This window comes from Halomonas sp. GT, assembly GCF_002082565.1.
Lineage (GTDB): Bacteria > Pseudomonadota > Gammaproteobacteria > Pseudomonadales > Halomonadaceae > Vreelandella.
In genome coordinates, this window is the sequence record NZ_CP020562.1 from 2,573,095 (window position 1) to 2,597,775 (window position 24,681).

At 54.1% G+C, this 24,681-nt stretch carries 20 protein-coding genes; 11 read left to right on the forward strand and 9 right to left on the reverse strand.

Features of this window, described 5'->3' with window-relative positions; all coding sequences use genetic code 11:
- From B6A39_RS12070 to B6A39_RS12095, 6 genes are all read right to left on the reverse strand, one after another.
- Window positions 1-579: a TRAP transporter small permease gene (locus B6A39_RS12070; RefSeq protein WP_083006027.1), complete on the reverse strand. Its 579-nt coding sequence runs from the start codon at window positions 577-579 to the stop codon at window positions 1-3.
- Between the two features lie 102 nt (window positions 580-681).
- Complete coding sequence (locus B6A39_RS12075) at window positions 682-1,650, reverse strand: TRAP transporter substrate-binding protein (RefSeq protein ID WP_083006029.1); 969 nt, start codon at window positions 1,648-1,650, stop codon at window positions 682-684.
- An 85-nt stretch (window positions 1,651-1,735) separates the two neighbouring features.
- Window positions 1,736-2,758: a Zn-dependent oxidoreductase gene (locus tag B6A39_RS12080; protein ID WP_083006031.1), complete on the reverse strand. Its 1,023-nt coding sequence runs from the start codon at window positions 2,756-2,758 to the stop codon at window positions 1,736-1,738.
- A 14-nt stretch (window positions 2,759-2,772) separates the two neighbouring features.
- Complete coding sequence (manD, locus tag B6A39_RS12085) at window positions 2,773-3,984, reverse strand: D-mannonate dehydratase ManD (RefSeq protein WP_083006033.1); 1,212 nt, start codon at window positions 3,982-3,984, stop codon at window positions 2,773-2,775.
- A complete protein-coding gene (locus tag B6A39_RS12090; RefSeq protein WP_083006035.1) occupies window positions 3,981-4,733 on the reverse strand; it encodes a GntR family transcriptional regulator in 753 nt (250 codons plus the stop codon). Before B6A39_RS12090 ends, manD begins: the two co-directional genes overlap by 4 nt.
- A 208-nt stretch (window positions 4,734-4,941) precedes the next feature.
- Window positions 4,942-6,438: an amidase gene (locus B6A39_RS12095; RefSeq protein WP_083006036.1), complete on the reverse strand. Its 1,497-nt coding sequence runs from the start codon at window positions 6,436-6,438 to the stop codon at window positions 4,942-4,944.
- A gap of 125 nt (window positions 6,439-6,563) precedes the next feature.
- Between B6A39_RS12095 and B6A39_RS12100 the strand changes: the two genes are divergently transcribed.
- The 4 genes from B6A39_RS12100 to B6A39_RS12115 all read left to right on the forward strand — a co-directional run bounded on the left by B6A39_RS12100 (window position 6,564) and on the right by B6A39_RS12115 (window position 10,704).
- The gene (locus B6A39_RS12100; protein WP_083006038.1) at window positions 6,564-7,484 is read left to right on the forward strand and encodes a 3-keto-5-aminohexanoate cleavage protein; all 921 of its coding nucleotides are present in this window, start codon (window positions 6,564-6,566) and stop codon (window positions 7,482-7,484) included.
- A complete protein-coding gene (locus B6A39_RS12105; protein WP_083006040.1) occupies window positions 7,481-8,437 on the forward strand; it encodes an L-carnitine dehydrogenase in 957 nt (318 codons plus the stop codon). Before B6A39_RS12100 ends, B6A39_RS12105 begins: the two co-directional genes overlap by 4 nt.
- Window positions 8,437-8,892 (forward strand): thioesterase family protein, encoded by a 456-nt coding sequence (locus B6A39_RS12110; protein WP_083006042.1) that lies wholly within the window; start codon window positions 8,437-8,439, stop codon window positions 8,890-8,892. Before B6A39_RS12105 ends, B6A39_RS12110 begins: the two co-directional genes overlap by 1 nt.
- Window positions 8,893-8,982: 90 nt before the next feature.
- The gene (locus B6A39_RS12115) at window positions 8,983-10,704 is read left to right on the forward strand and encodes a BCCT family transporter (RefSeq protein WP_442906241.1); all 1,722 of its coding nucleotides are present in this window, start codon (window positions 8,983-8,985) and stop codon (window positions 10,702-10,704) included.
- A 76-nt stretch (window positions 10,705-10,780) separates the two neighbouring features.
- Here B6A39_RS12115 and B6A39_RS12120 read toward each other — a convergent pair whose 3' ends face one another.
- Window positions 10,781-11,743: a GlxA family transcriptional regulator gene (locus tag B6A39_RS12120; protein WP_083006046.1), complete on the reverse strand. Its 963-nt coding sequence runs from the start codon at window positions 11,741-11,743 to the stop codon at window positions 10,781-10,783.
- 429 nt (window positions 11,744-12,172) lie between these two features.
- Here B6A39_RS12120 and B6A39_RS12125 point away from each other — a divergent pair, with 429 nt between their 5' ends.
- Complete coding sequence (locus B6A39_RS12125; RefSeq protein ID WP_083006047.1) at window positions 12,173-13,459, forward strand: cyanophycinase; 1,287 nt, start codon at window positions 12,173-12,175, stop codon at window positions 13,457-13,459.
- Window positions 13,460-13,613: 154 nt separating this feature from the next.
- The gene (hutC, locus tag B6A39_RS12130; protein WP_083006049.1) at window positions 13,614-14,330 is read left to right on the forward strand and encodes a histidine utilization repressor; all 717 of its coding nucleotides are present in this window, start codon (window positions 13,614-13,616) and stop codon (window positions 14,328-14,330) included.
- A gap of 34 nt (window positions 14,331-14,364) precedes the next feature.
- Here hutC and B6A39_RS12135 read toward each other — a convergent pair whose 3' ends face one another.
- A complete protein-coding gene (locus B6A39_RS12135; RefSeq protein WP_232318702.1) occupies window positions 14,365-15,687 on the reverse strand; it encodes a YjiH family protein in 1,323 nt (440 codons plus the stop codon).
- A gap of 335 nt (window positions 15,688-16,022) precedes the next feature.
- Between B6A39_RS12135 and hutI the strand changes: the two genes are divergently transcribed.
- The 5 genes from hutI (at window position 16,023) to B6A39_RS12160 (ending at window position 23,066) form a co-directional block, all read left to right on the forward strand.
- On the forward strand, window positions 16,023-17,237 hold the full coding sequence (gene hutI / locus B6A39_RS12140; protein ID WP_083006053.1) for an imidazolonepropionase: 1,215 nt from the start codon (window positions 16,023-16,025) through the stop codon (window positions 17,235-17,237).
- Window positions 17,227-18,252, forward strand: a complete 1,026-nt coding sequence (gene hutG, locus B6A39_RS12145) for a formimidoylglutamase (protein WP_083006055.1) — start codon at window positions 17,227-17,229, stop codon at window positions 18,250-18,252. Before hutI ends, hutG begins: the two co-directional genes overlap by 11 nt.
- A gap of 71 nt (window positions 18,253-18,323) precedes the next feature.
- Window positions 18,324-20,003, forward strand: a complete 1,680-nt coding sequence (gene hutU / locus B6A39_RS12150) for a urocanate hydratase (protein ID WP_083006057.1) — start codon at window positions 18,324-18,326, stop codon at window positions 20,001-20,003.
- A 26-nt stretch (window positions 20,004-20,029) separates the two neighbouring features.
- Window positions 20,030-21,580 carry a histidine ammonia-lyase gene (gene hutH / locus B6A39_RS12155; protein WP_083006059.1) on the forward strand — a complete coding sequence of 517 codons (1,551 nt, stop codon included), beginning with the start codon at window positions 20,030-20,032 and terminating at the stop codon, window positions 21,578-21,580.
- Window positions 21,581-21,719: 139 nt separating this feature from the next.
- On the forward strand, window positions 21,720-23,066 hold the full coding sequence (locus B6A39_RS12160) for a Na+/H+ antiporter family protein (protein WP_083006061.1): 1,347 nt from the start codon (window positions 21,720-21,722) through the stop codon (window positions 23,064-23,066).
- Between the two features lie 151 nt (window positions 23,067-23,217).
- Here the strand turns inward: B6A39_RS12160 and alr are convergent, their stop codons facing one another.
- On the reverse strand, window positions 23,218-24,453 hold the full coding sequence (gene alr, locus B6A39_RS12165) for an alanine racemase (protein ID WP_083006063.1): 1,236 nt from the start codon (window positions 24,451-24,453) through the stop codon (window positions 23,218-23,220).
- Window positions 24,454-24,681: the final 228 nt, after the last annotated feature.

The following is a 24,681-nucleotide window of genomic DNA, read 5'->3' on the forward strand; positions in this document are numbered from 1 at the left end:
TTACGACTCCTGAAGGGAGGCAGAAGAGCGACACATTGCGATAATCCCCTCAAGGCATCCCAGTAAGCTGTAAACCAGGAGTAGCGCAAAGGTGATAACCGTTGAGAAAAAGATATACAGCATGGGTACACGCAGCGTTGGTGAGGTTTGCCAGGTACCGTTTTGCGCATACTGCCAAGCGTAAGGCAGCACCAGAAAGGCAAATAGGCCAACCAACAAGCAGATCAATACCTGGAAAGCCGCTTTCATACGTGGGCTCAGCAGATGATGAAAAAGCTCAACGCTGATGTTGCGGTTTTGGCGTAGCACCACCCCGGCAGATAACGCCACCATATATACGAACAAGTAACGCGAAAGCTCTTCCGTCCAGGCAATCGAAAACGGTAAAAACAGCCGCGAACATATTTGCAGCAGTACCGTGGCAGCAATGGCTATCAGCGCCATGACAGCCAAGGTTAAAAAGCATTTATCCACCCAGCCGATCACACGCCCAATGGAGCCTTTAAACTTAGGCACCGCCGACATTGAATCCAGACTCTCCAACGCTTGCTGTTCAAGCGCTTTGTGATCCGAGTTCATAACCATATCCTCAGGGGCAAGCCGCTATTGCAGTAGAAACTGGGCTGTCGTGCTACCCGCCCAGTTTCATTAGTCATTCACTACAAAATCTCTACTAGCGCCTTATAAGTCTTGGATAGCGTCAAAAATCTCACGCTGTTCTGGCGTTAAAGCGTCAAGTACGGCGGGGCGAGCTTTCTCAGCAAAGGCATCAACATCAACCTCTATAAGCTCCATGCCGCGATCTTGTAATGCTTGTTCAAGGCGTGCCTGATCCTCAGTAAACAGTTCAGCTTCATACGCTTGCATGGTCTGCGCAGCATCTCGGACCACTTGCTGTAGATCTTCGGGCATACTCTCCAACTGGTTGCGGCCAATCACTACATAGATCCAGCTGCGCACATGGCCGGTCATGTTGACGTAGTCCTGCACCTCATTGAAGCTGGCGCTTTCAATCAGGCTAAGCGGATTTTCTTGGCCTTCCAGGGTATTTTGCTGAAGCGCGGTGAACACTTCGCTGAACGCCATTGGCGTAGGGCGTGCGCCCATTGCCTGCCATGTATCAACAAACAGCGGCACGTTAGGTACGCGAAGGCGTAACCCATCAAGCTCGTCTGGATGACGGATGGGGCGATTGGAGGTCAACTCGCGGGGGCCACGCTCAAACCACGCCAGAGGGACTAAGTTAGTACGCTCAGTGATTTGCGCTTCAATCTCAGCACCGATATCGCCGTTAACGGCAGCATGGAGATGCTCGGAATCTCTAAAGGCGTATGGTACTGCCATCATGGCGGCTTTGGGCGCCCAGTTCTGTAGGCTCTCCCCCGTAATAGTCATATCCGCTGTGCCCAGTTGAATGCTATTAATCACGTCCATTTCATTACCCAACTGCTCGCTGGGATAAAGACGCACCTCAATCTGCCCATCCGAGTTAGCTTCAACTTCCTGTTTAAACTTTTCGGTAGCTTGGTGCCAAATGTTCTGCTCATTGGCCAAATGACCAAAACGCAGAGTGAAATCTGCTGCCAATAAAGAATGGCTGCCTAGTATGGCGGCCCCCAGAACAGCGCTGGTAATCAGTTTTTTAATCATTGTATTTCTCCTGCACACGAGTGTTGTTAGTTGTTAATTGCAGCGGTTAACTACGCGTGGGTTGGCATGCGTTGGCGTAGCCCCTTCAAGCGCTGATTTCAATCAGCACCTTACGGGCCTCTTCTGGTCGGTGATCAAGCATATCGATAGCACTAGGCATGTCGTTTAGCGGCAACCGATGGCTGACAAGCGCCAACGGATCCAACTGCCCGCTTGCCATTAGCTCAAGCACCTCCGGAAACTTACGGTTGTTAAGGCGCGACCCCACTAGGGTCAGCTCTTTCTTAATCACTTCTAGCTGCACAAGGTCGCTGGGCTGGGCGCTAAAGCCCAGTAAACCAATGCGCCCTGCCGGCGATGCTAGGCGCAGCATTTGTGGCAACAGCGCAGGCACGCAGGCCGCATCGGCAATCAGTGGCACACCTTCGCCCTGGGTTAGCGCGAGTACTTTTTTTTCAACATTTTGCTCTCGGCTATTTAATACCTGCGTCGCCCCAAGCTGCTTCGCGACAGCTAATCGCTCGTTGATAACGTCCGTGACGATGACCTCTTCAATCCCCTTGGCCAAAGCCATCTGTAGAATCGTCATACCAATTACACCCGCTCCCAAAATCATCAGCCGATCACCGGAGTGTGGCTGCATCCGATCAAGCACATTGGCCGCAATGGTGTAGGGCTCAACTAAGGCAGCAGCGTCTAGCCCGATATGGTCAGGCAGGTGATGCACATTAGCGACAGGCACGGCGACAAACTCTTCAAACCCACCATCGCGATGCACGCCGATTACTTCCAGCGAGCTGCACACATTGGGACGGCCAATACGGCAGGGGTAGCACTCACCACAGCTGATAACGGGGTCAATGCACACCCGATCCCCGACGGCGACCTCAGCCACGCCTTCTCCCACCGCTTCCACAACACCGGCGAACTCGTGGCCAGTAATGCGCGGAAAGCGCACAAAGGCGTTATCGCCATGGATAATGTGCATATCCGAGCCGCAGATACCGGCAAATGCTACGCGTACCAGCGCTTCACCAGCGGCCACCTTGGGCGGCTCAACTTCCGCGACCTGATAGTCATGGGGCGCCTTTACCTGAAATGCTTTCATTGAGATGGACTCCTTCACCAGTGCCACAAGGTGCCGTCTTCTAGCCGGTTCACCGGTAGGCTGGCGCGCTTATAGGGGTATTGCTTGGCTAACTGCTCATCGATATCAACACCGTGCCCAGGCTTTTCACCGACGATGAAATGGCCATCCTCAAAGCGATAATCGTGGGGAAAAACCTCGTCAGTGGCGCTGGTATGCGGCATATATTCCTGAATGCCAAAATTAGGCACCCAGGTATCAAAATGAATTGCAGCGCCCAGGCAGACAGGCGAAAGATCCGTTGGTCCGTGGAAACCGGTACGCACGTGGTAAAGGCCAGCCAAATCAGCGATACGGCGCACATGGGTAATACCACCAGCATGGGTTAAGGTGGCGCGGATATAGTCGATCCACTGGTTTTCAATCAGTGCTTTAGCATCAAACAAGCTATTAAAGACTTCGCCCACCGCCAGCGGCGTGGTGGTGTGTTGACGAATAAGCCCAAACGCCTCCTGATTCTCAGCCGGTACGCAGTCTTCAAGCCAGAATAGGTGGTAAGGCTCAACCTCCTTACCTAAACGAGCGGCTTCGATGGGCGTCAGACGGTGATGAACATCGTGGAGTACATGCAGATCGTCGCCGAAACGCTCACGCACGGCGGCAAATAGCTTAGGCACATGATTCAGGTATTTGCTGGTACTCCAGACGTGCTCGGCGGGCAAATCAGAGTCGGCAGGCTCGTAAGGCTCGCCATCTTTTTTGGCGACGCCATAAATGCTGGCAATACCGGGCACACCGGCCTGCACACGTACCGCTTTGTAGCCCTCATCCACATGGCGGGCGACCTCTTCCAGGCACGCTTCAATATCACGCCCCGTTGCATGGCCATACACCATCACCCGATCACGGCTCTTGCCTCCAAGCAATTGATACAGCGGCATGCCTGCGAGCTTTGCTTTAATGTCCCACAGCGCCATATCCACAGCGGCAATGGCACTCATGGTGACCGGCCCACGCCGCCAGTATGCACCGCGATAAAGGTAGTGCCAGATATCCTCAATGCGCTGGGGGTCTCGCCCAATTAGCATCGGAATAACATGCTCTTCCAGATAAGCCACCACGGCCATTTCACGGCCATTGAGAGTGGCATCACCAATGCCATACTCGCCTTGATCGGTGACAATTTTCAGTGTTACAAAGTTGCGGCCTGGCGATGTCACGATGGTATAAGCGTGCTCAATCTTCATTGCGTCAGCTCCTGCTTCAGCACGGGGAAGTCTTGTTCTTCAAACGCTGCTTGTTCTTCAAACATGGCAGGGAAACGACGAATCAAGTCAGGCATCGAGACCAAAATTTCACGTAAATGAAGTGACATCGCCTGCTCTGCTTGGGATATATCTCGTGCTTCAATGGCGGCAATAATGTTGGCGTGCTGATTCACAAGCCGTTCCAGCGGGGTGCTATGCGGCACACTGAGGTAGCGTACTCGGTCAAGCTGAGCACGAACTTCTTCAATGACTTTCCAAGCCGCGTACTGCTGAACACCCAGTGAAAGCGTCCGGTGGAATTCTTCATCAAGACGATAAAAGCGATCATTATCATTAGGTTCAATACAACGGCGCTGACGTGCTAGCAAATCATGTAGCTCCACCAGTACAGCTGGCTCAAGCCCTTTTTCAGCAGCTAGCTTCACGACCGCGACTTCCACCGCCTCACGCACAAAGCGCGCTTCAAGCACCGCCCGTTGAGAGATCTTTACTACGTAAGTACCGCGCTGAGGTTTTACCTCAACCAATCCTGCCTCAGAGAGCCGAATGAAGGCTTCCCGCACTGGCTGGCGGCTGACCGAAAAAGTGTCAGCAATTTCCTTTTCCGATAGCGCCTGACCTGGTGCGAGTACCATTTGAATAACCGACTGACGTAATACTTGATAAAGGCGCTGCCGAACGGGATCGCTTTCGCGAGTCTCCCCCCACAGTGCTTGAAGCGTATTCATAACGAGCCTCCAAATTCGATGACCGCTATACGGCCCTCACCTGATACAACTAGTATGGTAGTATGGCGAGACAAGCGAAAGCCCCATTTGTTTATACTTTGGTTGCAGAAACAGCCAGACGTTGAACCGCTGACGGTGTATCAGTTTTAACCGTCAGCGATTTCACATAGGCAAGAGAGGTAGTTTTAGGGGGGACTCACACCAAACTTTAATGTTGGCATACACGACACTGCCAATCACCATGCCGCTCCATATCCGCCGCCAGCTGTAGCAGTTGCTTATCCTCACCCAGGCGCCCTACCACTTGCACCCCAACGGGCAACCCATTGGCCGCCACATGGAAAGGTACCGACATAGCAGGCTGGCCGGTAAGATTCGCCAATTGCGTGAACGGGGTGCGGCTGAGCGCATCCACCGCTAGGTGCTTTAACACCCCTGCTTTTAATGCCAGCGCTGATGCGCCAGGAACAGCTAACAGAGACATCAATCGCTCGCGAGCCGCAGAGGGATAAAGTTCGCCTATTTTGGGAGCAGTATCCGCGGCTACCGGCAACACCATGGCGTCATAACGCTGGTGAAACTGGCTCATCTGCTCGGCAGCCTCGTGCCAATAGCGCTTGGCTAGCTCGTAATCTTTCGCCGACAGCTTAGCGCCTAGCCTGCCAACGGCGCGGGTAGACGGCTCAATGGCTAACCGGTGCACCGGCACACCGGTTTGCTGGCTTACCCACTGAAGATCAGCGGCTAAATGGCCAAGGTAGAGCGTCAGGTAACTATCGGCCAAGGCATCGCCATCAACCGGTGGCTCACACCACTCCACCTCGTGCCCCATGTCGGCCAGTGCCTTTGCGGCTTTCTCAACCGCCACTCTCACATCTGTGCTTAATTGGGTGCCCAACCCGTGACTTAAAAAATCACCCAGCGATACGGCGATGCGTAGCGGCTTAGAGGAAGCTGATAAGGCATCCACATAGCCCGTTTCCCGCGGTACTGGGTAAGGGCCAGAAGGTGCCATGCCGTTAATCTGTTCTAGCAATGCTGCACTATCGCGCACGCTGCGGGTGATGGCATGCTCGACCACCGCGCCCTGCCATACTTCACTGTGGGCAGGCGCTAACGGCACCCGTCCGCGGGAAGGTTTAAAACCGAACAAACCACAATAACTGGCAGGAATACGGATAGAACCACCGCCATCGCCTGCCAGCGCAATAGGCACCATTCCGCTTGCGACCGCCGCTGCGGCGCCACCGCTTGAGCCGCCAGGGGAATAGCCCTTTTTAGATGGATTCTGCGGGTGGGGAAATGCCTTAGGTTCCGTAATCCCCATTAGCCCTAATTCCGGCGTGGCCGTTTGCCCCACCACCACTAACCCTGCCGCCCGCACACGCTGAATAATCAGCGAATCTTGCTTAGGACACCACGCTGATAACGATGAACTTCCGAACGCCAGCGGCTCGCCTTCTAGCGCCATCAATAAGTCTTTACTTAGCGTGGGGACACCCGCAAATACCGAGCTTTCCAGCACGTGGTCACCCTCGTGCTTCGCTTTTTCAAAGCGTGTTCTTACCACTGCATGAAGAGATGGATTAAGCGTTTCAATCGCAGCTACTGCCGCATCGAACACCTCCGTTTGACTTACCTCTCGGCGGCGAATCAGGTCAGCAAGACCAGTGGCGTCAAACTTTTGGTAATCCTCAAGATGCATCGCATTAACTCCACTTATTAATAACGACGCTTTGTGCATATTTAACGTCGCTTAATGTCAATTCTAATCACGCTATTTAGCCATACTGAAGCACGTTACTTAGAACCACTTTCAAGGAGCGGCCAATGAACCGCAACGTTATTTTAACTTGCGCTGTTACCGGCGCAGGCGATACCACCGGCAAAAACCCACATGTGCCGATCACACCTAAACAAATCGCTAACGACTGCATTACCGCAGCGAAAGCCGGTGCCAGCGTTGCTCATATCCATGTGCGTGATCCTAAAACGGGAGGGATCAGCCACTCCTTAGCTCACTTCCGCGAAGTGATGGAGCGCGTACGCGAAGCGAACGTGGATATTGTCATGAATATTACCGCTGGCGGTGGCGGTGATTGGATTCCTGACGCCCAAGACCCGACTCGTGGCGGGCCCGGCACGGACATCCAGACGCCTGCCCAGCGCCATGAGCCAGTCGGTGAGCTTTTGCCCGAACTCTGCACCCTAGACTGCGGCAGCCTTAACTTTGGCAATATGGTCTACGTAAACCCTGCCGACTGGCTACGCGAGCATGCTCGCTTGGTGCAAGCAGCTGGCGTCAAGCCAGAGCTGGAATGTTTCGACCTGGGCCACGTTTGGTTCGCACGCCAGCTACAGCAGGAAGGGCTGATTGATGGCGACCCTCTTTATCAACTCTGCTTGGGCATTCCCTGGGGCGCTGAAGCCGATACTGAAACGATGTTGACCATGCGCAATAAATTGCCGGAAAACGCTCAGTGGGCAGCTTTCGGCATCGGTCGACATCAGATGCCCATGGTGGCTCAGGCGGTTCTACTCGGCGGCCATGCCCGCGTCGGTCTTGAAGATAATCTTTATCTTAAAAAGGGCGTAATGGCGACTAATGGGCAATTAGTTGAGAAAGCCGCCACTGTCATCGACAACCTTGGTGGCCGAGTGATGACACCCGCAGAAACTCGCGTGCATCTCAACTTGCGCGATCCGCATACCAGCCACTCCAACACACTAACCACGGAAGGTCAGGCATGACTCAACAGCTATCGGTTATAGGCACGGGAGTTATTGGCAATGGCTGGATCGCGCGCGCCCTAGCGCGTGGCTGGGACGTCGTGGCCTTTGATCCAGCCCCTGATGCACCACTGCGTACTCGCGCCTTCGTTGAGAATGCATGGGGATCTTTGCAGCGTCAGGGTCTAGCCGAGGGCGCCAGCCCCCAGCGGCTGCGCTTCGTGGAAAGCCTTGAGGCAGCTGTTGAAGGCGCCGACCTGATCCAGGAAAACGTACCCGAGCGGCTCGCGCTTAAGCGTGAGGTGCTTGCCGCCCTGGATGCCGCAGCAGCCCCAGAGGTCTTAATCGGATCGTCAACGTCCGGCTTCAAACCCACCGATTTGCAGCATGCCTGCACACGGGCACCGGGGCGCGTGATCGTCGCACACCCCTTTAATCCCGTTTATTTACTGCCGCTCGTAGAACTGGTGGGCGGGGAAGCCACCACGCCTGATGAGTTAGAGCGTGCCCATGCGCAATACCAAGCACTCGCCATGCGCCCACTGATTGTGCGCCGAGAAATTGAGGGGCATATTGCTGACCGCCTAATGGAAGCGCTATGGCGTGAGGCGCTGCATCTAGTCAACGATGGCGTGGCGACAACCGAGGAAATAGATGCCGCCGTCGTCTATGGCTGTGGTTTACGTTGGTCACTAATGGGCACCTTTCTCACTTTTCACTTGGCTGGCGGTGAGTCAGGGATGCGCCACATGCTTGAACAGTTCGGTCCGGCGTTAAAACTTCCATGGACAAAGCTTGAAGCTCCCGAGCTTACCAACGAACTTATTGATCGCGTGGTAGAAGGCTGTGAGCATCAAGCCGCTGGTCGCTCAGTAGCCGAGCTTGATCGCCGCCGTGATGACTTTCTGGTGGAACTGCTCGGTTTAGTACACAAATATTGGCCTGAAGCAGAAGGCTTGGAAGGACGTATCTAATGATTATTTTGCAAAGCTGCGTTGCCTCAGAGTGGGTCGACTACAACGGTCATATGAACGATGCCGAATACGCCCGAGTATTCTCACTGGCGGTAGAAGCACTCATGGAACATATTGGCCTGGACACCGCCGGGCGCGCTCGCCATGGCTATACCATCTACACCCTTGAGACGCATCTTTGTTATCGCCGCGAGGCCCACGAAGGACAGCCTCTCAGCGTGGAGCTGACCCTGCTGGATCACGATACCAAACGCCTGCATGTTTTCTTTAAGCTACAGGATGAGGCAGGCAACCTACTTGCCACCAGCGAGCAGATGCTGATGGGCATTGATATCGATACCGCTCGCCCTGCGCCTTTCCCATCCCCCGTTGAGGAAGCCATTTCTGCGTTACCTTTAGCAGCGCCATCAACATGGCCAGAGCTGGCCGGCCGCACTATTGCCATACGGCGATAACGACACGGCAAAACGGCATAGTAAAACCACATAGCAAAGCAACACTAAAAATAATGAGAGCCGTCCGTCAGCACGGACGGTTGACCGGGATTGCCGGCCCGACGTCCGGCCCAAGAGGACAAGCATATCGCTACGCCAACTCCCTCTCACCAACCCACGCCGCCTTCGCATAACAACTCACCCAAGGCCGAACTCAGTACAGACTACATGGTGACAGAGCTCGCCCAAGGCGGGTTCTTCCAAGGCATGCACAAGGGAATGACGTTAACCGCTAGCGGCCTAGTGCTGCTTTTCGTACTTTTCACCGGACTTGGCTCAGACACAGCGGGCAGCGTGTTCGGAGCAACACGCGCCTGGATCGAGAGCACGTTTAGCGGTTATTACCTAATTACCGTAATGCTGCTGCTAGCGGTCTGCGCCTTCATTGTCTTCAGTCGCTATGGCAGCGTAAGGCTTGGCACTGACGACAGCCGCCCTGAGTTTAGCAATTTTGCATGGTTTTCCATGCTTCTCTCTGCGGGCATCGGCATTGGCATCCTATTTTTTGGCGTCGCTGAGCCCGTGTTTTACCTTGACGATACCGGCGCCTTTGGCTACCCCAACAACCCTCATGCAGACATGGCAGGTGCCGCCGCCATCGGCCACGAGCGCGCTATCGATGCGTTACGCGTTACCCTATTTCACTGGGGGCTTCACGGCTGGGCCATCTATGTCATTGTCGGTATGTCGCTGGCGTATTTTGCTTATCGAAAAGGGTTGCCGCTCGCACTGCGCTCGGCGCTTTATCCTTTTATCGGTGAACGTATCTTCGGCCCTATAGGCCACCTGTTTGATATCCTTGGGGTGCTGGGCTGCGTCTTTGGCGTCGCTACGTCGCTGGGGCTTGGGGTTAGCCAAATGGCTGTTGGCTTAGAACGGTTAATAGGTGTCGACCCAGGGCTAAATACCCAGTTAATGCTTATCGCAGGTATTTCAGTTATCTCAATACTCTCAGCCGTATCCGGCGTACGCGGTGGTATTCGTCTTATTTCCGAGATGAATATCTGGGTGTCCCTAGTGGTCGTGAGCATTTTCCTAATTGCAGGCCCCACGTTGTGGCTCATCATGGCGTTCGGCGAAACCATGCTCGACTACGCTATCAATTTCATCCCCATGGGGCTTTGGTACGCTGATAAGGAAGGAACCGCCGCTTGGCAACAAGGTTGGACAATCTTCTACTGGGGCTGGTGGCTAGCCTGGGCTCCCTTTGTGGGCCTTTTCATCGCGCGAATTTCTAAAGGACGTACGTTACGTGAGTTTGTATTGGGCGTTCTGTTAGTACCTACCCTGATCATTTTTGTTTGGCTGATCATCTTTGGCGGCAACGCCATGTATCAGGAGCTCTACGCTACGGGCGGCCCAGGTAGCGCCGGTATTATTGAGCTGGTTAACGCTTGGAACCTGCCCTCCGCCCTGTTTGCCACGGCTGATAACATTGTCGGCAGCGGCACGTTTGGGTGGATACTCTCCGCCATGATGGTATTTCTGCTAATGAGCTGGTTTGTCACCTCTTCAGACTCCGGCACGTTAGTGCTGACCACCATTTTGTCATTAGGTGACAATGAACCGCCTAAACGCTTCCGAGTGTTCTGGGGCGTGGTGATTGGTTTAGTGGCGGCGGTACTGCTGATTGCCGGTGGTCTTACGGCGCTACAGACAGCACTTATCGCGGCCGCCCTTCCACTCAGTATTGTAGTGCTCGTGATGACGGCTGGTGTGCTGATTTCGCTGTTCCGCGAGACGCTCGATGCCCGGCGCAGAAAAACAACCTAACACTCCGCCCTATAACGCCAGGTGCGCTTAGCTGCGGCGCCTGGCGTAACTTCCCTTTTTAGCAACAGCCCTCCTTTCAAGCACCGCGTGAGGCACGCGGCGAACTGCCAAAATGGGCACGGAAAGCACGTGAAAAGCTGGAGCTCGAGCCAAACCCACACGCCACGCCCACCGCTAAAATTTCCATATCAGTTTCAATAAGTAAACGCTTTGCCCGGGCTAAACGAAGTGACAAATACCATTGGCGGGGTGTTTGATGAAGATGATCCTCAAACAGCCGCTGAAGATGGCGAGAAGACACCCCAACACGTTCGGCAATCTCGAAGAGAGGTAAAGGCTCTTCGAGATGCCTTTCCATTAGCGCAACGGCGTCAACCAAACGCCGATGATGGGTGCCTAAACGCTGAGCCAGTGACATCCGTTGCTGATCGCTGCGACTGCGTAAACGCTCGTGAATGAGCTGCTCGGAAACATCAACCGCCAGCTTGGATCCGTGTCGTCTGGCGATGACTGCTAAGGCCATATCCATGGCAGCGGCTCCCCCTGCACAGGAAAAACGTCGCTCCCCGATCTCAAATAACTCGTCGGTCGTTTCAATCGTTGGAAAACGCTCACGAAAGACCGGCAAGCTCTCCCAATGCAAGGTGATTCGCTCCCCCTTCAATAACTGAGCGGCGGCTAATATAAAGCCTCCGGTGTCCAACCCACCTAGGGCACATCCCGCTTGATCAAGCCGGTGCAGCCATGAAATGAGCGCTCGGCTTAAATGATCTTCAGGTTCAAAGCCGCTACACACAGCCAACGATGGCAGATCGAGACCTCTACCCATGGCCTGATCGACTAATAGCGTCATGCCATTGCTTGCAGTGACAGGCTCACCATCACAACTAAAGAGCGTCCACTCAAATAACGCTTGACCACTAATACGATTGGCAATTCGCAACGGCTCCACCGCAGAAAAAAACGCCATCATGGAAAAGCGCGGCAACAATAAAAAACCGACGCGCTCGGGCAGTGAACCAGAATAGTGCAGGCGCAAAATAACTCCTCAATTTCAGTGTTTGTTCTGCTATTGCTCACAGTTATCAGCGATTTAAATAAGCATGTTAACAACAATAAATAAGCGCCATCGGGATATCACCACTGTTGTTAACGCTTATTGACCATTGCTTTCTACAAAAGCGCTAAGCGTTTGCTAAACACCAAGTGGCAGTGGTAGTTTTGAAAAAAACGATAACAAGCAGAAGCGTTTCCTTATGCCAAACGATTGCCTGTCATTACTTTCGCCTACCTATCGGCTGTTACTTAGCCGCTGGGTTGATGCGGTCGTGCGTACAGGTGCGTACCCCCTCACCCGTACTGCCCTCAGCGAGTGGTATAACGAATAGCTTGATCGATCCGTCATCAGATTTTTTCCGAATTCGTCAATCACTGACGAAACGAGACGTATTGATTAAGGAAGCTATTCATGTCAAACACCATGACTCGCCGTACCCTGAAACACTCGCTTCTCGCCCTCTCACTGGGTAGTGCATTAATTAGCAGCCAAGCAGCCTTTGCCGACTCACCCGGGGCGCTCATTATCGCAGGTGGTTTTTTACAAGAGAGCCACCAAGATATCTTCCAAGCAGTCATCAATCCCGTCGATAAGCCTGCCGAGGATATCCGCCTTGGCGTGGTGCCTGCTGCTACCGGCAATATTTCCGGCAACTACGGCAAAATAGTTGAGGCGTTCACCCGCCTGGGTCTTACAGAAGAGAATATTCGCCTGCTTCCGCTAGCGGTTAACGATGATAGCCGTACCGAAGAAGTAGATGAATCAACCTGGGCGAACAACGGACAAGATGAAGCACTTGCTGACGAGATCAGTGAGCTAGATGCCATCTGGTTTCTAGGCGGCGATCAAACTCGTATCACCGCAGTTCTACTCGCAGAAGATGGCAGCGATACGCCGGTGCTAGCCGCTATACGTGATTTCCACACGCGCGGTGGCGTTCTGGCAGGCACCAGCGCTGGGGCAGCAATTATGTCGTCTGCCATGCTCGCAGGTGGCGATAGTCAAGGCGCCCTTTTTAAGGGGTTCAGCGATGACTATGAGAGCATGAATAATCAAGAGTTTGGCCCTGCCGTTGTGCGCCCAGGGTTAGGCTTCTTTGAAGACGGCTTGATCGATCAACACTTCGACCGCAAAGCCCGCCTGGGCCGACTGCTAGCCGTCATGCTGGAACATGAAGATGGCCAGCCATTAGGGATCGGCATTGATGAAGGCACCGCGCTCATTGTTGATAACGACGAATGGCAAGTGGCAGGCAGTGGCGGCGTAACACTGGTGGATACCAGCGAAACGACTCGCCCTTCAGCAGGATTTCCAATCAGCGTGGAAAACGTTCGCCTAAGCTATTTACTACCGGGAGACCGCTACCTGCCTGAAAGTGGTGAATATCATGTTCGCGAGGGTGCTTATGAAACCTCAGGAAATGAGTATTTCGATGTCCCTGTGAGCTTGCAGAGTGGCTTACTCAGCGCTAACCGTAACGTGCAGGAACTTATTGGCTTTGACCTACTAGACAACTCAGCCACCGAGCAAGTCACTTCCCTGCTAATAGGCGATGAAAACCAAGCTCTTCGGATCGTTTTTAGCCAAGACGAACAAACCCAAGGCTACTGGAGCCAGGATATGACGCTAGACCGCTACAGCTTTGAGAACGTCCGGATGGGCCTAGAACCACTGCGCGTAGAGTTGCAAACACCTTAAAAGTGGTTATGAACGACCACCACTAGCGATAAAAAAACATGTTGCCGCCGGGCCTTTTTATGGCCCGGTGTGCCTTCAGCAACAGGATGCTCTCAGCCTTCGCACAAGGTACACTGACTATGGTTAGACACTAGATTCATTTGAAAGGCACTTCATGACCAGCGCTCCCCCACTTTATCTGCAAATACAGCAGCACCTGTTAGAGAAAATCCAGGGCGGTGCCTGGCCAGCACACCACCAGATCCCTCCTGAAGAGCAGCTAGCCCGAGATTTTGGGGTAAGCCGAATGACGGCTAATAAAGCGATTCGTGATCTCGTCCAAAAAGGCTACCTTACACGCCAGCCTGGGTTAGGTACCTTCGTGACAGATCGCAAAGCAGAATCCTCCCTGGTCGAGGTCTACAACATTGCCGATGAAGTACGCTTCAGGGGGCACCATTACAGTAATCACGTACTCATATGTGAAGCCATTGAAGCGGATGACGAAGTCGCTTTGCGGCTAGGCGTTCGCCTGGGTAGCCGCGTGTTTCAGACACTGCTGGTGCATTTGGAAGACGACACGCCGATTCAGCTTGAAAATCGCTACGTTAACCCTCGCTGGGTGCCCAACTACTTAACCAGCGACTTCTCACTGCACACACCCAATGAAGTGTTGGTAGCGGCCTGCCCAATTACTGACGTAGAGCACACTGTTGAAGCCGTGCTTGTCGATCAGCAAACTGCCGATTGGCTTGCTATTGATACCGCCACCCCCTGTCTAAGCATGGTACGGCGCACGTGGTCAGGCGAGCAGCTCATCAGCTATGCCCGCCTACTGCATCCAGGCGACCGCTACAAGCTGCGCTCCTCGGTGCATCGCCAAGCGTCATAAAGACTTAGATGGTAAAAACTTAGCTGGTAAAGATCTAGCTGATAAGCGCTTGCACCAAATATCCGGTGGGAATGGCGAGCATTAAGCTTAAAGCAACACGAATAAACCACACTACCACCATGCGCCCTACAGAAAGCGGAATGCTCGTAGAAAGAATGCAAGGAATTGAGGCGGAGAAGAACAGCACAGCGGATACTGATACAACGCCTGCAGCAAAACGCGAAACAAAGTCCGCTTCTGCCATTAACAGTGCTGGTAAAAACATTTCGGCAAGACCAGCAGCGGATGCCTGGGCAAGTGCAGCCGCATCAGCAATGCCCCACACTGCAACAAAGGGGTAAAACAGCCAACCCAGCCACTCAAATAACGGCGTGTATTTAGCCGCAAGCAATCCCAATAAACCTACCGACATAATCGAAGGCAGGATACTAATCGCCATCACGAGCCCTTCTTTAAAGTTAATCGCGACACTTTTATGCAACGCCGGTGCTCGGGCGGCCACTTCCAATCCGGTCTGCCATGCCGTTAGCAACCGTTTGCCTGCTACCGCCGTCGGTTCTCCGTCGTCAGCACTGTCATCTATACGCGATAAGGGCGGCAAGCGAACAGTGACGGCTGTGACGATAAACGTGATCAATAACGTTAGCCAAAAATAGGCGTTCCACACCGCCATTAAATCCAGCGTGCGTGCCACGATAATCATGAATGTTGACGAGACGGTAGAGAACCCCGTGGCGATAATGGCGGCTTCCCGCGCGGAATACTGACCCGCCTGATACACCCGATTGGTAATCAATAGGCCGATAGAGTAACTACCCACGAATGAGGCGACAGCATCAATCGCCGAGCGCCCTGGCGTTCGCCAAATGGGCCGCATTACGGGTTGAACCAGCACGCCAATAAGCTCAAGCAACCCATAGCTGATCAACAAGGCCAGGAAAATCGCGCCAATAGGAACGATCAAGCCGACGGGAATCACCAGCTTTTCAAACAAAAAAGGCAGCATATCCGGTTCATGCAGAAAGGCAGGCCCCCAGCCAGTCAGCGCCATCAGGGCGGCCACTACCCCAAGTAATTTTAGAACGGTAAAAATGCGTTCGGTAACATTTCGATTCCAGTAACCTCGAATCAACGGGTACGCAGCCCCAGCGGCAATCAGCGCCAGCGCATAGAAGCCACTGGCATCTCCTAGCCAGCGTCGGGCTCCGCTCACCATATGATCGAGCAATATAGTGCTGCGACCGCCTATTTCGACAGGCACGAAGAAAATCAAAATCCCTAGCGCACTTGGCAAAAACAGTTTGAGGATCAGCGCGGCACTGGGCCGCTGACGGGTGGTGGTATTAGGGGGGAGCATGTGCATGCCTCTTGTTGTGTAACAGCGTTTAGTGAGCCTTCCACGCATCTTCAACACATAATGTATATACATATACACACCAATTGAAGAGCATCCCCCAGCCAATATAAATAGACATTAGTCTAATAATTCATCTTAAAAACACGCTTAATGCAAATTAAAAAATTCATAAACACCTGTTTAAAAACATAAATATAATATTCTGCCTTTTTGCACATTCCACCATGCACTCTATTTTTAAACAAGCGTCTTGACGAATCGGCTCATATTGACCTTAATTGTATATACATTAAGTTATGAATAAATTTTTTAATTGCCTTTGAAAGGAGCTCCTCATGCCGAATGCAACGGATCGTCGCCTCTGGCGCGATATCAGCATCTTCGATGGCTTGCGGACATTGCCCGACCGCATGGCCGTTATTACTGAAGGCGCGCACATCATCGCCTTGTCGCCCATGAGTGAGTTCAATGAGCAGCTCGCCAATAACTGTACAGAGATGGGCAGCGGCGGTGTGATGACCCCAGGCCTCGTGGATTGCCACACCCACCTTGTATTTGGTGGTTCTCGGGCTGAAGAGTTTGAAGCGCGGCTTGAAGGGGCTAGCTATGAAGAGATTGCTAAACGCGGCGGCGGCATCCTCAGTACCGTTCGCGCTACGCGTGAAGCTAGCGAAGATGAGCTGCTAAGACTCGCGAAACCGCGTCTTGAAGCACTGATTGCTGACGGCGTTACCACCGTGGAGATTAAGTCTGGCTACGGGCTAACCCTGAAAGATGAACTCAAGATGCTGCGCGTCGCGCGTCGCCTCGGCGATATGCTGCCAGTCAACGTCGTCACGACGCTATTGGGCGCCCATGCCCTCCCCCCAGAATACAAAGATGATAGCGACGGCTATATCGATCTTGTCTGCCAGGAAATGATCCCCGCAGCAGTGGCCGAAGGTCTGGCAGATGCGGTTGATGTGTTCTGCGAAAAGATCGCCTTTTCGGTGGAACAGTGCGAGCGAGTGTTTGAAGCCGCCAAAGCCCATGGCTTACCCATCAAGGCTCACGCCGAACAGCTCTCTAACCTAGGTGGCACAGCCATGGCCGCTCGCCACGGTGCATTATCTGCTGACCACATTGAGTACCTGGATGACGCAGGCATCGCTGCCATGCGTGAAGCGGGTAGCGTGGCGGTCATACTGCCTGGTGCCTTCCATACCCTGCGTGAAACGCAACAACCGCCTATCGCCGCCCTGCGCACCGCAGGCGTTCCAATGGCAGTGGCGACCGATGCAAACCCTGGCAGCTCCCCACTGTTTATGCCCACGTTGATGCTCAACTTGGCCTGCACGCTGTTCCGCCTAACACCCCAAGAAGCACTGACGGGCATGACAGCCCATGGGGCAACCGCGCTAGGGCTGCCAGGTAAAGGGCTCATTCATGAAGGGGCAGAAGCCGACATCTGCGTATGGGATATCGATGCGCCCGCAGAGCTCGCGTACGCCGTACAGCCAGGACGCCTTCGTCAGCGCCTGTTCCAGGGAGTGCTTACCCATGGCAACTAACAGCCCCTCTAACAGCCCCTCTAACAGCCCCTCTAACAGCGCCTCTAACCATACGTTTAGCAGTACATCCGCTGAAACAGCGCTCGATATGTCGCTCTGGGCGGGCAGAACAGACCCAGAACCCAACAGTGAGCGGTGGCATCAAAAGATCCAGCCGCTCAGCCAAACGGCAGCGCCGGGCTGTGTTTTATTAGGTTTTGAAAGCGATGCAGGTGTGGCCAGAAACCAGGGACGTACCGGTGCTGCGCAAGGCCCTTCGGCATTGCGTAAAGCGCTGGCACCACTGGCATGGCACCGCACAGGGCCAGCCTATGATGCGGGAAATGTACGCTGCGAAGGCGATGCCCTAGAAACCGCCCAACAAGCCCTCGCCGATCGATTAGCAGCGTTGCTTAAGGCTGAACACTTTCCCGTTGTGCTAGGTGGCGGCCATGAGGTGGCCTACGGCAGTTGGCTGGGGCTTGCCCAGCATCTCGCTGATAACGGTGAAAAAGCACCACGCATCGGCATTATCAATTTTGATGCCCACTTCGATCTGCGCGATCCCTCTCATGTTCGCTCTTCGGGCACCCCCTTTACGCAAATTGCTGATGAATGCGCCAAGCGCGGCTGGCCGTTTCGCTACGCCTGCTTAGGCATAAGCCGCGCTGCCAACACGCGCGCACTGTTTAACCGTGCTGCACAACTCGGCGTCATGGTTCGTGAAGACCGGGACTTTCAACCGGCCCACCTTGAGTGTATTCGACGCGACCTGGAACGCTTCATGGTGCGTTGCGATCACCTCTATCTAACCATCGACCTGGATGTACTGCCCGCTGGGGAAGCCCCTGGCGTTAGTGCTCCCGCCGCTCGCGGCGTCTCACTCGCGTTGATAGAACCACTGATTGAAACCATCCGCGACAGCGGCAAGCTCCGCTTAGCTGATCTCGCCGAGTTAAACCCGGATCACGATATCGATAGCCGTACTGCACGCGCGGCGGCTCGGCTCGTTTTTCAATTAGCGCTCGATACCTAGCGCCCGGATTCGTTAATCCATCTATTACTCGCCCTTTAATAACAAACCAATGACTCAAGAGGAGTTTCGCCATGTCCACTAACGATAAACGTCACGACGCTTCCCGTAAGATAGCTGCCCCTACCGGTAGCCAGCTCAGCTGCAAAAGCTGGCTGACCGAAGCCCCGCTTCGCATGCTAATGAACAACCTCCATCCTGACGTGGCTGAACGCCCCGAGGATCTAGTGGTATACGGCGGCATTGGCCGCGCCGCGCGTGACTGGGAGTGCTACGACAAGATCGTTGAGACACTGCAGCGCCTAGAAGACACTCAAACCTTGCTGGTGCAATCCGGCAAGCCGGTAGGTGTATTTGAAACCCATAAAGACGCCCCGCGAGTACTTATTGCCAACTCCAACCTAGTCCCCGCCTGGGCCAACTGGGAACACTTCAACGAGTTGGATCGCAAAGGCCTGATGATGTATGGCCAGATGACCGCAGGCTCATGGATTTACATCGGCTCTCAAGGCATTGTCCAAGGCACTTACGAAACCTTTGTGGAAGCAGGCCGGCAACACTTCGACGGCAACCTGACAGGCCGCTGGGTTCTCACTGCGGGCCTGGGAGGCATGGGGGGCGCTCAACCGCTCGCCGCTACTCTGGCCGGTGCCTGCTCGCTGAATATCGAGTGTCAGCAAACCAGCATCGACTTCCGCCTGCGCACACGCTATTTAGATGAGCAAGCGGACGATCTCGACGATGCATTAGCGCGTATCGAACGCTATACCAACGAAGGCAAAGCCGTCTCGATTGGCCTGTGTGCGAATGCGGCAGATGTATTGCCAGAACTGGTCAAGCGTGGCGTGAAGCCCGACATGGTGACTGACCAAACCAGTGCCCACGACCCACTACACGGCTACTTGCCTGCAGGCTGGACTTGGGAAGAGTACGTTGCCCGCGGAAAATCCGAACCACAAGCCACCGTAAAAGCGGCTAAGCAATCAATGGCAGTGCATGTACAAGCCATGCTCGACTTCCAGAAGATGGGCGTACCCACGTTCGATTACGGCAACAATATTCGCCAAATGGCTCAAGAAGAAGGCGTTGAAAATGCCTTCGATTTCCCAGGTTTTGTACCCGCCTATATCCGCCCCTTATTCTGCCAGGGAATTGGCCCCTTCCGCTGGGCCGCGCTATCAGGCGACCCGGAAGACATTTACAAAACCGACCAGAAAGTCAAAGAGCTGATCCCCGACGACCCACACCTGCACAACTGGCTGGATATGGCCCGGGAGCGCATCAGTTTCCAAGGCCTTCCGGCACGTATTTGCTGGGTCGGCCTGAAAGATCGTGCGCGCCTTGGCCAAGCCTTCAACGAGATGGTCAAAAACGGGGAGCTTAAAGCACCCATCGTGATTGGCCGTGACCATCTGGACTCCGGTTCCGTGGCAAGCCCCAACCGCGAGACCGAGTCGATGATGGATGGCTCCGACGCCGTCTCCGACTGGCCGCTGCTGAATGCCCTACTTAACACCGCTGGTGGCGCGACATGGGTCTCGTTACACCACGGTGGTGGTGTGGGCATGGGCTATTCCCAGCACTCTGGGGTAGTTATCGTCGCTGACGGCACCGATGATGCCCATGCACGCCTTGGTCGCGTACTGCGTAACGACCCGGGTACTGGTGTTATGCGTCATGCCGATGCAGGCTACGACATTGCCAAACAATCCGCCCGTGAAAACGACCTCGATTTGCCGATGCTGAACAGCTAATTCAACAACGACAAGGAGCACTAATAATGGCCCATCTTGATATTCAGCCCGGCAAAATGACACTGGCGCAGGCGCGCCAGGTCTTTCAATCACCCGTCACCGTTAGCCTGCCAAGCAGTGCTGACGAAGCAATCCAAAAAAGCGTCGATTGCGTCAATCTTGTGGTCGAGGAAAACCGCACGGTCTACGGTATTAACACCGGGTTTGGGCTGCTTGCTCAAACACGTATCGCCGATGAAGACCTGGAAGCACTGCAGCGTTCGCTAGTGCTTTCTCATGCCACCGGCGTTGGTGCTGCAATGGATGACAGCCTTGTGCGGCTCATCATGGTACTGAAAGTGAATAGCCTGGCACGCGGCTTTTCCGGTATTCGTCGTGAAGTGCTTGATGCGCTGATCGCATTGATCAACGCCGAGGTGTATCCGCATATTCCGCTCAAAGGCTCTGTGGGTGCGTCAGGTGATCTCGCGCCGCTGGCTCATATGAGTGTAGTGCTGATCGGCGAAGGCAAAGCACGCTACAAAGGCGAATGGCTCAGTGCCGAAGAAGCGCTAAAAGTCGCCGGTCTTAGCCCGATTGCACTAGCTCCAAAAGAGGGTTTGGCGCTGCTTAACGGCACCCAGGTATCAACGGCTTACGCGCTACGTGGACTGTTCGATGCCGAAGACCTCTATGCCGCGGCCACGGTTTGCGGCTCACTGACAGTTGAAGCCACGCTAGGGTCGCGCTCACCGTTCGATGCGCGCATTCATGAAGTACGTGGCCAACGTGGCCAGATCGATGCGGCGGCGGCCTACCGACATTTACTCGGCGAGCACAGCGACATCGGCAACTCCCACGCCAACTGCGATAAAGTGCAAGACCCTTACTCCTTGCGGTGCCAGCCGCAGGTGATGGGGGCTGCGCTTACCCAAATTCGCCATGTTGCCGACATACTGGCGGTGGAAATCAACGCCGTGTCTGATAATCCCTTAGTTTTTACTGGCAGAGGGTTTGAAGATACCGACGACATCATCTCTGGCGGCAATTTCCATGCCGAACCGGTGGCGATGGCCGCTGATAACTTAGCCTTGGCGATTGCCGAGATCGGTGCGCTGGCGGAACGACGCATCTCGCTGATGATGGACAAACACATGTCCCAATTGCCGCCCTTCCTGGTCGAGAAAGGCGGCGTCAACTCCGGGTTTATGATCGCACAGGTAACAGCAGCAGCCCTTGCCAGCGAAAACAAAGCCCTAGCGCATCCACATAGCGTGGATAGCCTGCCCACCTCAGCCAACCAGGAAGACCATGTTTCCATGGCCCCGGCGGCGGGTAAGCGATTATGGGAAATGGCCGATAACGTACGCGGCATTCTCGCCATTGAATGGCTAGGTGCCTGCCAGGGGCTGGATATGCGCCACGGCCTAACCACCACTGCACCGCTAGAACAAGCCAAGCAGTTGCTGCGTGAACATGTCACCCACTATGAGCAGGACCGTTTCTTTGCACCAGATATCGAAGCGGCCAGCGACTTGTTGGCAGCCCGAACACTGAGCCATCTACTTCGTCCTGGCACCCTGCCAAGCCAGCACTAAGCGGCTATCCCTCCCCCGCAGCAATCGGCTGCGGGGGTTCACCGCATTCAATCCCAGCTAAATCACATTTCAGCTAAATCTAAATCCAGCTAAATCTAAATCCAGCTAATTCTAACTCCAACGACAAGAGTAGCTATTCATGAATGCTATCGTTTTGGCCATTTTAGTGATGGTCAGCCTCAGCTTGGCTCGCGTTTCCGTTGTCTTTGCTTTAATCGTCGCTACGCTGGTCGGTGGGCTTTATGCGGGCATGCCCATCAATGCCATCCTTGATGCCTTTAACGACGGCCTTGGCAACGGCGCCACTGTGGCCCTGGCCTATGCCGTACTGGGCGCTTTCGCCGTCGCGCTCTCACGTTCGGGCATCACCGAGGTGATGGCAAACCGCGCTATTGCGCGTTTTCATGTTGATGATTCTGGCAGCAGTCGCCGCATGGTGACTTATACCCTGCTGGCGGCCTTGCTAGCTGCGGCGGTCAGTTCGCAAAACCTTATTCCGGTGCACATTGCCTTCATTCCAGTGCTGGTCCCGCCGTTACTGAAACTAATGAATCACCTTCAGCTCGACCGCCGACTCGTTGCTTGTGTGATTACCTTCGGTATTACCGCCCCCTATATGCTATTACCGGTGGGGTTTGGCGCTATCTTCCTGAACGATATTTTGCTCACCAACCTCAATGAAAGTGGTGCCGAACTTGGTCTGGAAGTCACCCGTCAGATGGTTCCGATGGCAATGGTGATTCCCATTGGCGGCATGGCACTAGGCCTTGCCGTTGCAGTGCTGTTTAGCTACCGCAAGGGGCGTAACTACCAAGACCGAGACCTGGCCAAGGGTGATGAAACCCCAGCGCAAGCGGCCCAGCATTTGAAAGGTTGGCAAAAAGCAGTACTGGCAATCGCACTGGTTGGCACCGTGGCCGTTCAGCTTTATACCGGCTCCATGGTATTGGGTGGGATTTTCGGCTTTGCACTACTGTCACTCAGCGGCGTCTTCCGCTGGCATGAGCAGGACGGTATTTTCACCGAAGGTATGCGCATGATGGCTCTGGTCGGGTTCATTATGATCACCGCAGCGGGCTTCGCCAGTGTGATGCAGGCCAGTGGCGAGGTTGAAGCGCTGGTTAGCAGCTCTACAGAAGTAATTGGTGACAACAAGGGGTTGGCGGCATTGATTATGCTGCTTGTGGGCCTTTTCATTACCATGGGTATCGGCTCTTCCTTCTCAACGATCCCGATCATCGCATCACTTTACGTACCGCTTGCGCTGAATTTTGGCTTTTCGCCCCTGGCCACCGTGGCGCTAGTAGGCACCGCGGCCGCTTTAGGCGATGCAGGCTCTCCGGCCTCTGATTCGACGCTTGGCCCGACCGCCGGTCTCAATGCCGACGGCCAGCACGACCATATCTGGGACAGCGTTGTGCCGACCTTCCTGCACTACAATATCCCGCTGATTGCCTTTGGGTGGATAGCCGCCATGATCCTATGACGCGCAGCCCCTGCCTCTCACCACAATAACCTTTCCCCAAAACGACATCACCCCGCTCATTTGAGCGGGGTGATGTCATTAACCAATGCGAGTGCATCATTGTCTTTATTAGCAAATCACTCGCTATTGCTATTCATGTCACTTTCACTACTTATTCGCTATCGCTTGGACGCAACACCTTCGGATTTGAGTTTCCCCACACCGTGTAAAGGTCGGCGAGTAACGCACTATTGAGGTCTTCAAGTTCACCAATGGTAATTCGCTCGTCACCCTGGAGTCCGTAAAGCACGACTTCATCACCCGGTACCACTCCCTCCACATCCGTCACGTCTACCATGGTCGTGTTCATCGACACTCTTCCCATGACCGGCACTCGCTCACCGTTGACCAGTACAAATGCAGCGTCACTGAAAACACGCCGATAGCCGTCAGAATAACCGACGGGCAAATTCGCCAGTAGGCTATCGCGCTCCAGCACCCTGACGTTATCGTAACCAACTCCGCTGCCTTGCGCGTAATTGTTAACCGACGCTACCCGCGTGCGAAACGACATCACCGGTTTAAACTGCTCATAATGGGGTAGATCGCCATACAGCAAGCCACCTGGGCGCACCATATCAAGGCGTGCTTCAGGCACTTCCATGGTGGCAAATGAATTGGCGGCATGCAGCGTTAGCGCATCTCGATCCAGGTTAGCCGTCTCGATTAACCAATCACTTTGCTCGTGAAACGCCTCTAGCCCTTGGCGAACAAAATCTTCATCTTCAAAAGCGAAGTGGGTCATGATGCCCACCAGCTCCAACGATGCCAAATCTTGAAGCTCTAACGCTTCCTGGCGTCCTGCTTCACTATCAAGCGCCATGCCGTTACGCCCCATACCACCGGCATTCAGGCCCAAATGATAGCGCAGTGTTACCCCTGCCTCGGCTGCATCGCTGGATGCTTGCCGAGCGGCGGTTATGTCCCCGAATAGCTCTTCCATACTGTAATCAAATGCACCGCGAACTTCTTCTGGTGTTGCACTGCGTACGCGCATTAAACGCCCATCGAAACCAGATGCCCGAACAACCCGCGCTTCTTCGTTACTCGCCACACCAATACAAGGAATACCTAACGCGATCACAGAAGGCATTAAATTCGCAATGCCATGACCATAAGCATCAGCCTTCATAATGGCGCAAAGGTCAGCTTCTTCGCCAAGCAGTTCCTGGACACCACGAACGTTCCCTTCAAAAGCCGATTGCGAGATTTCTACCCAGGCATTGGCACTCAAGTGTTCTGGGCTATCAACCAACAATGCTTGGTCACTGAGCAGCGGCGCCGCATAACTCGTACTGGCGATAGTGGCAGCAACAGCGGCAGCTAACAGGGTTAGTGGATATTTCATTATCAAATCCTTGATTAGTTTTCATTGTTAAGAACCCACAGCTCACACTAACCCGCCTTAACAATTCTTAACGATAGCGCGTGCCGCGTTTATTAAAAAAAGCAGCACTAGGACGCAATAACCTGATGGGGGCGAAATATCGTTGGCTGATGACTGTGATTGTCGAGGGGCGCAATTTCTCTACTCTTTGTGTACCAAGCGCTATAAAACGAATTATATTTAACCGAC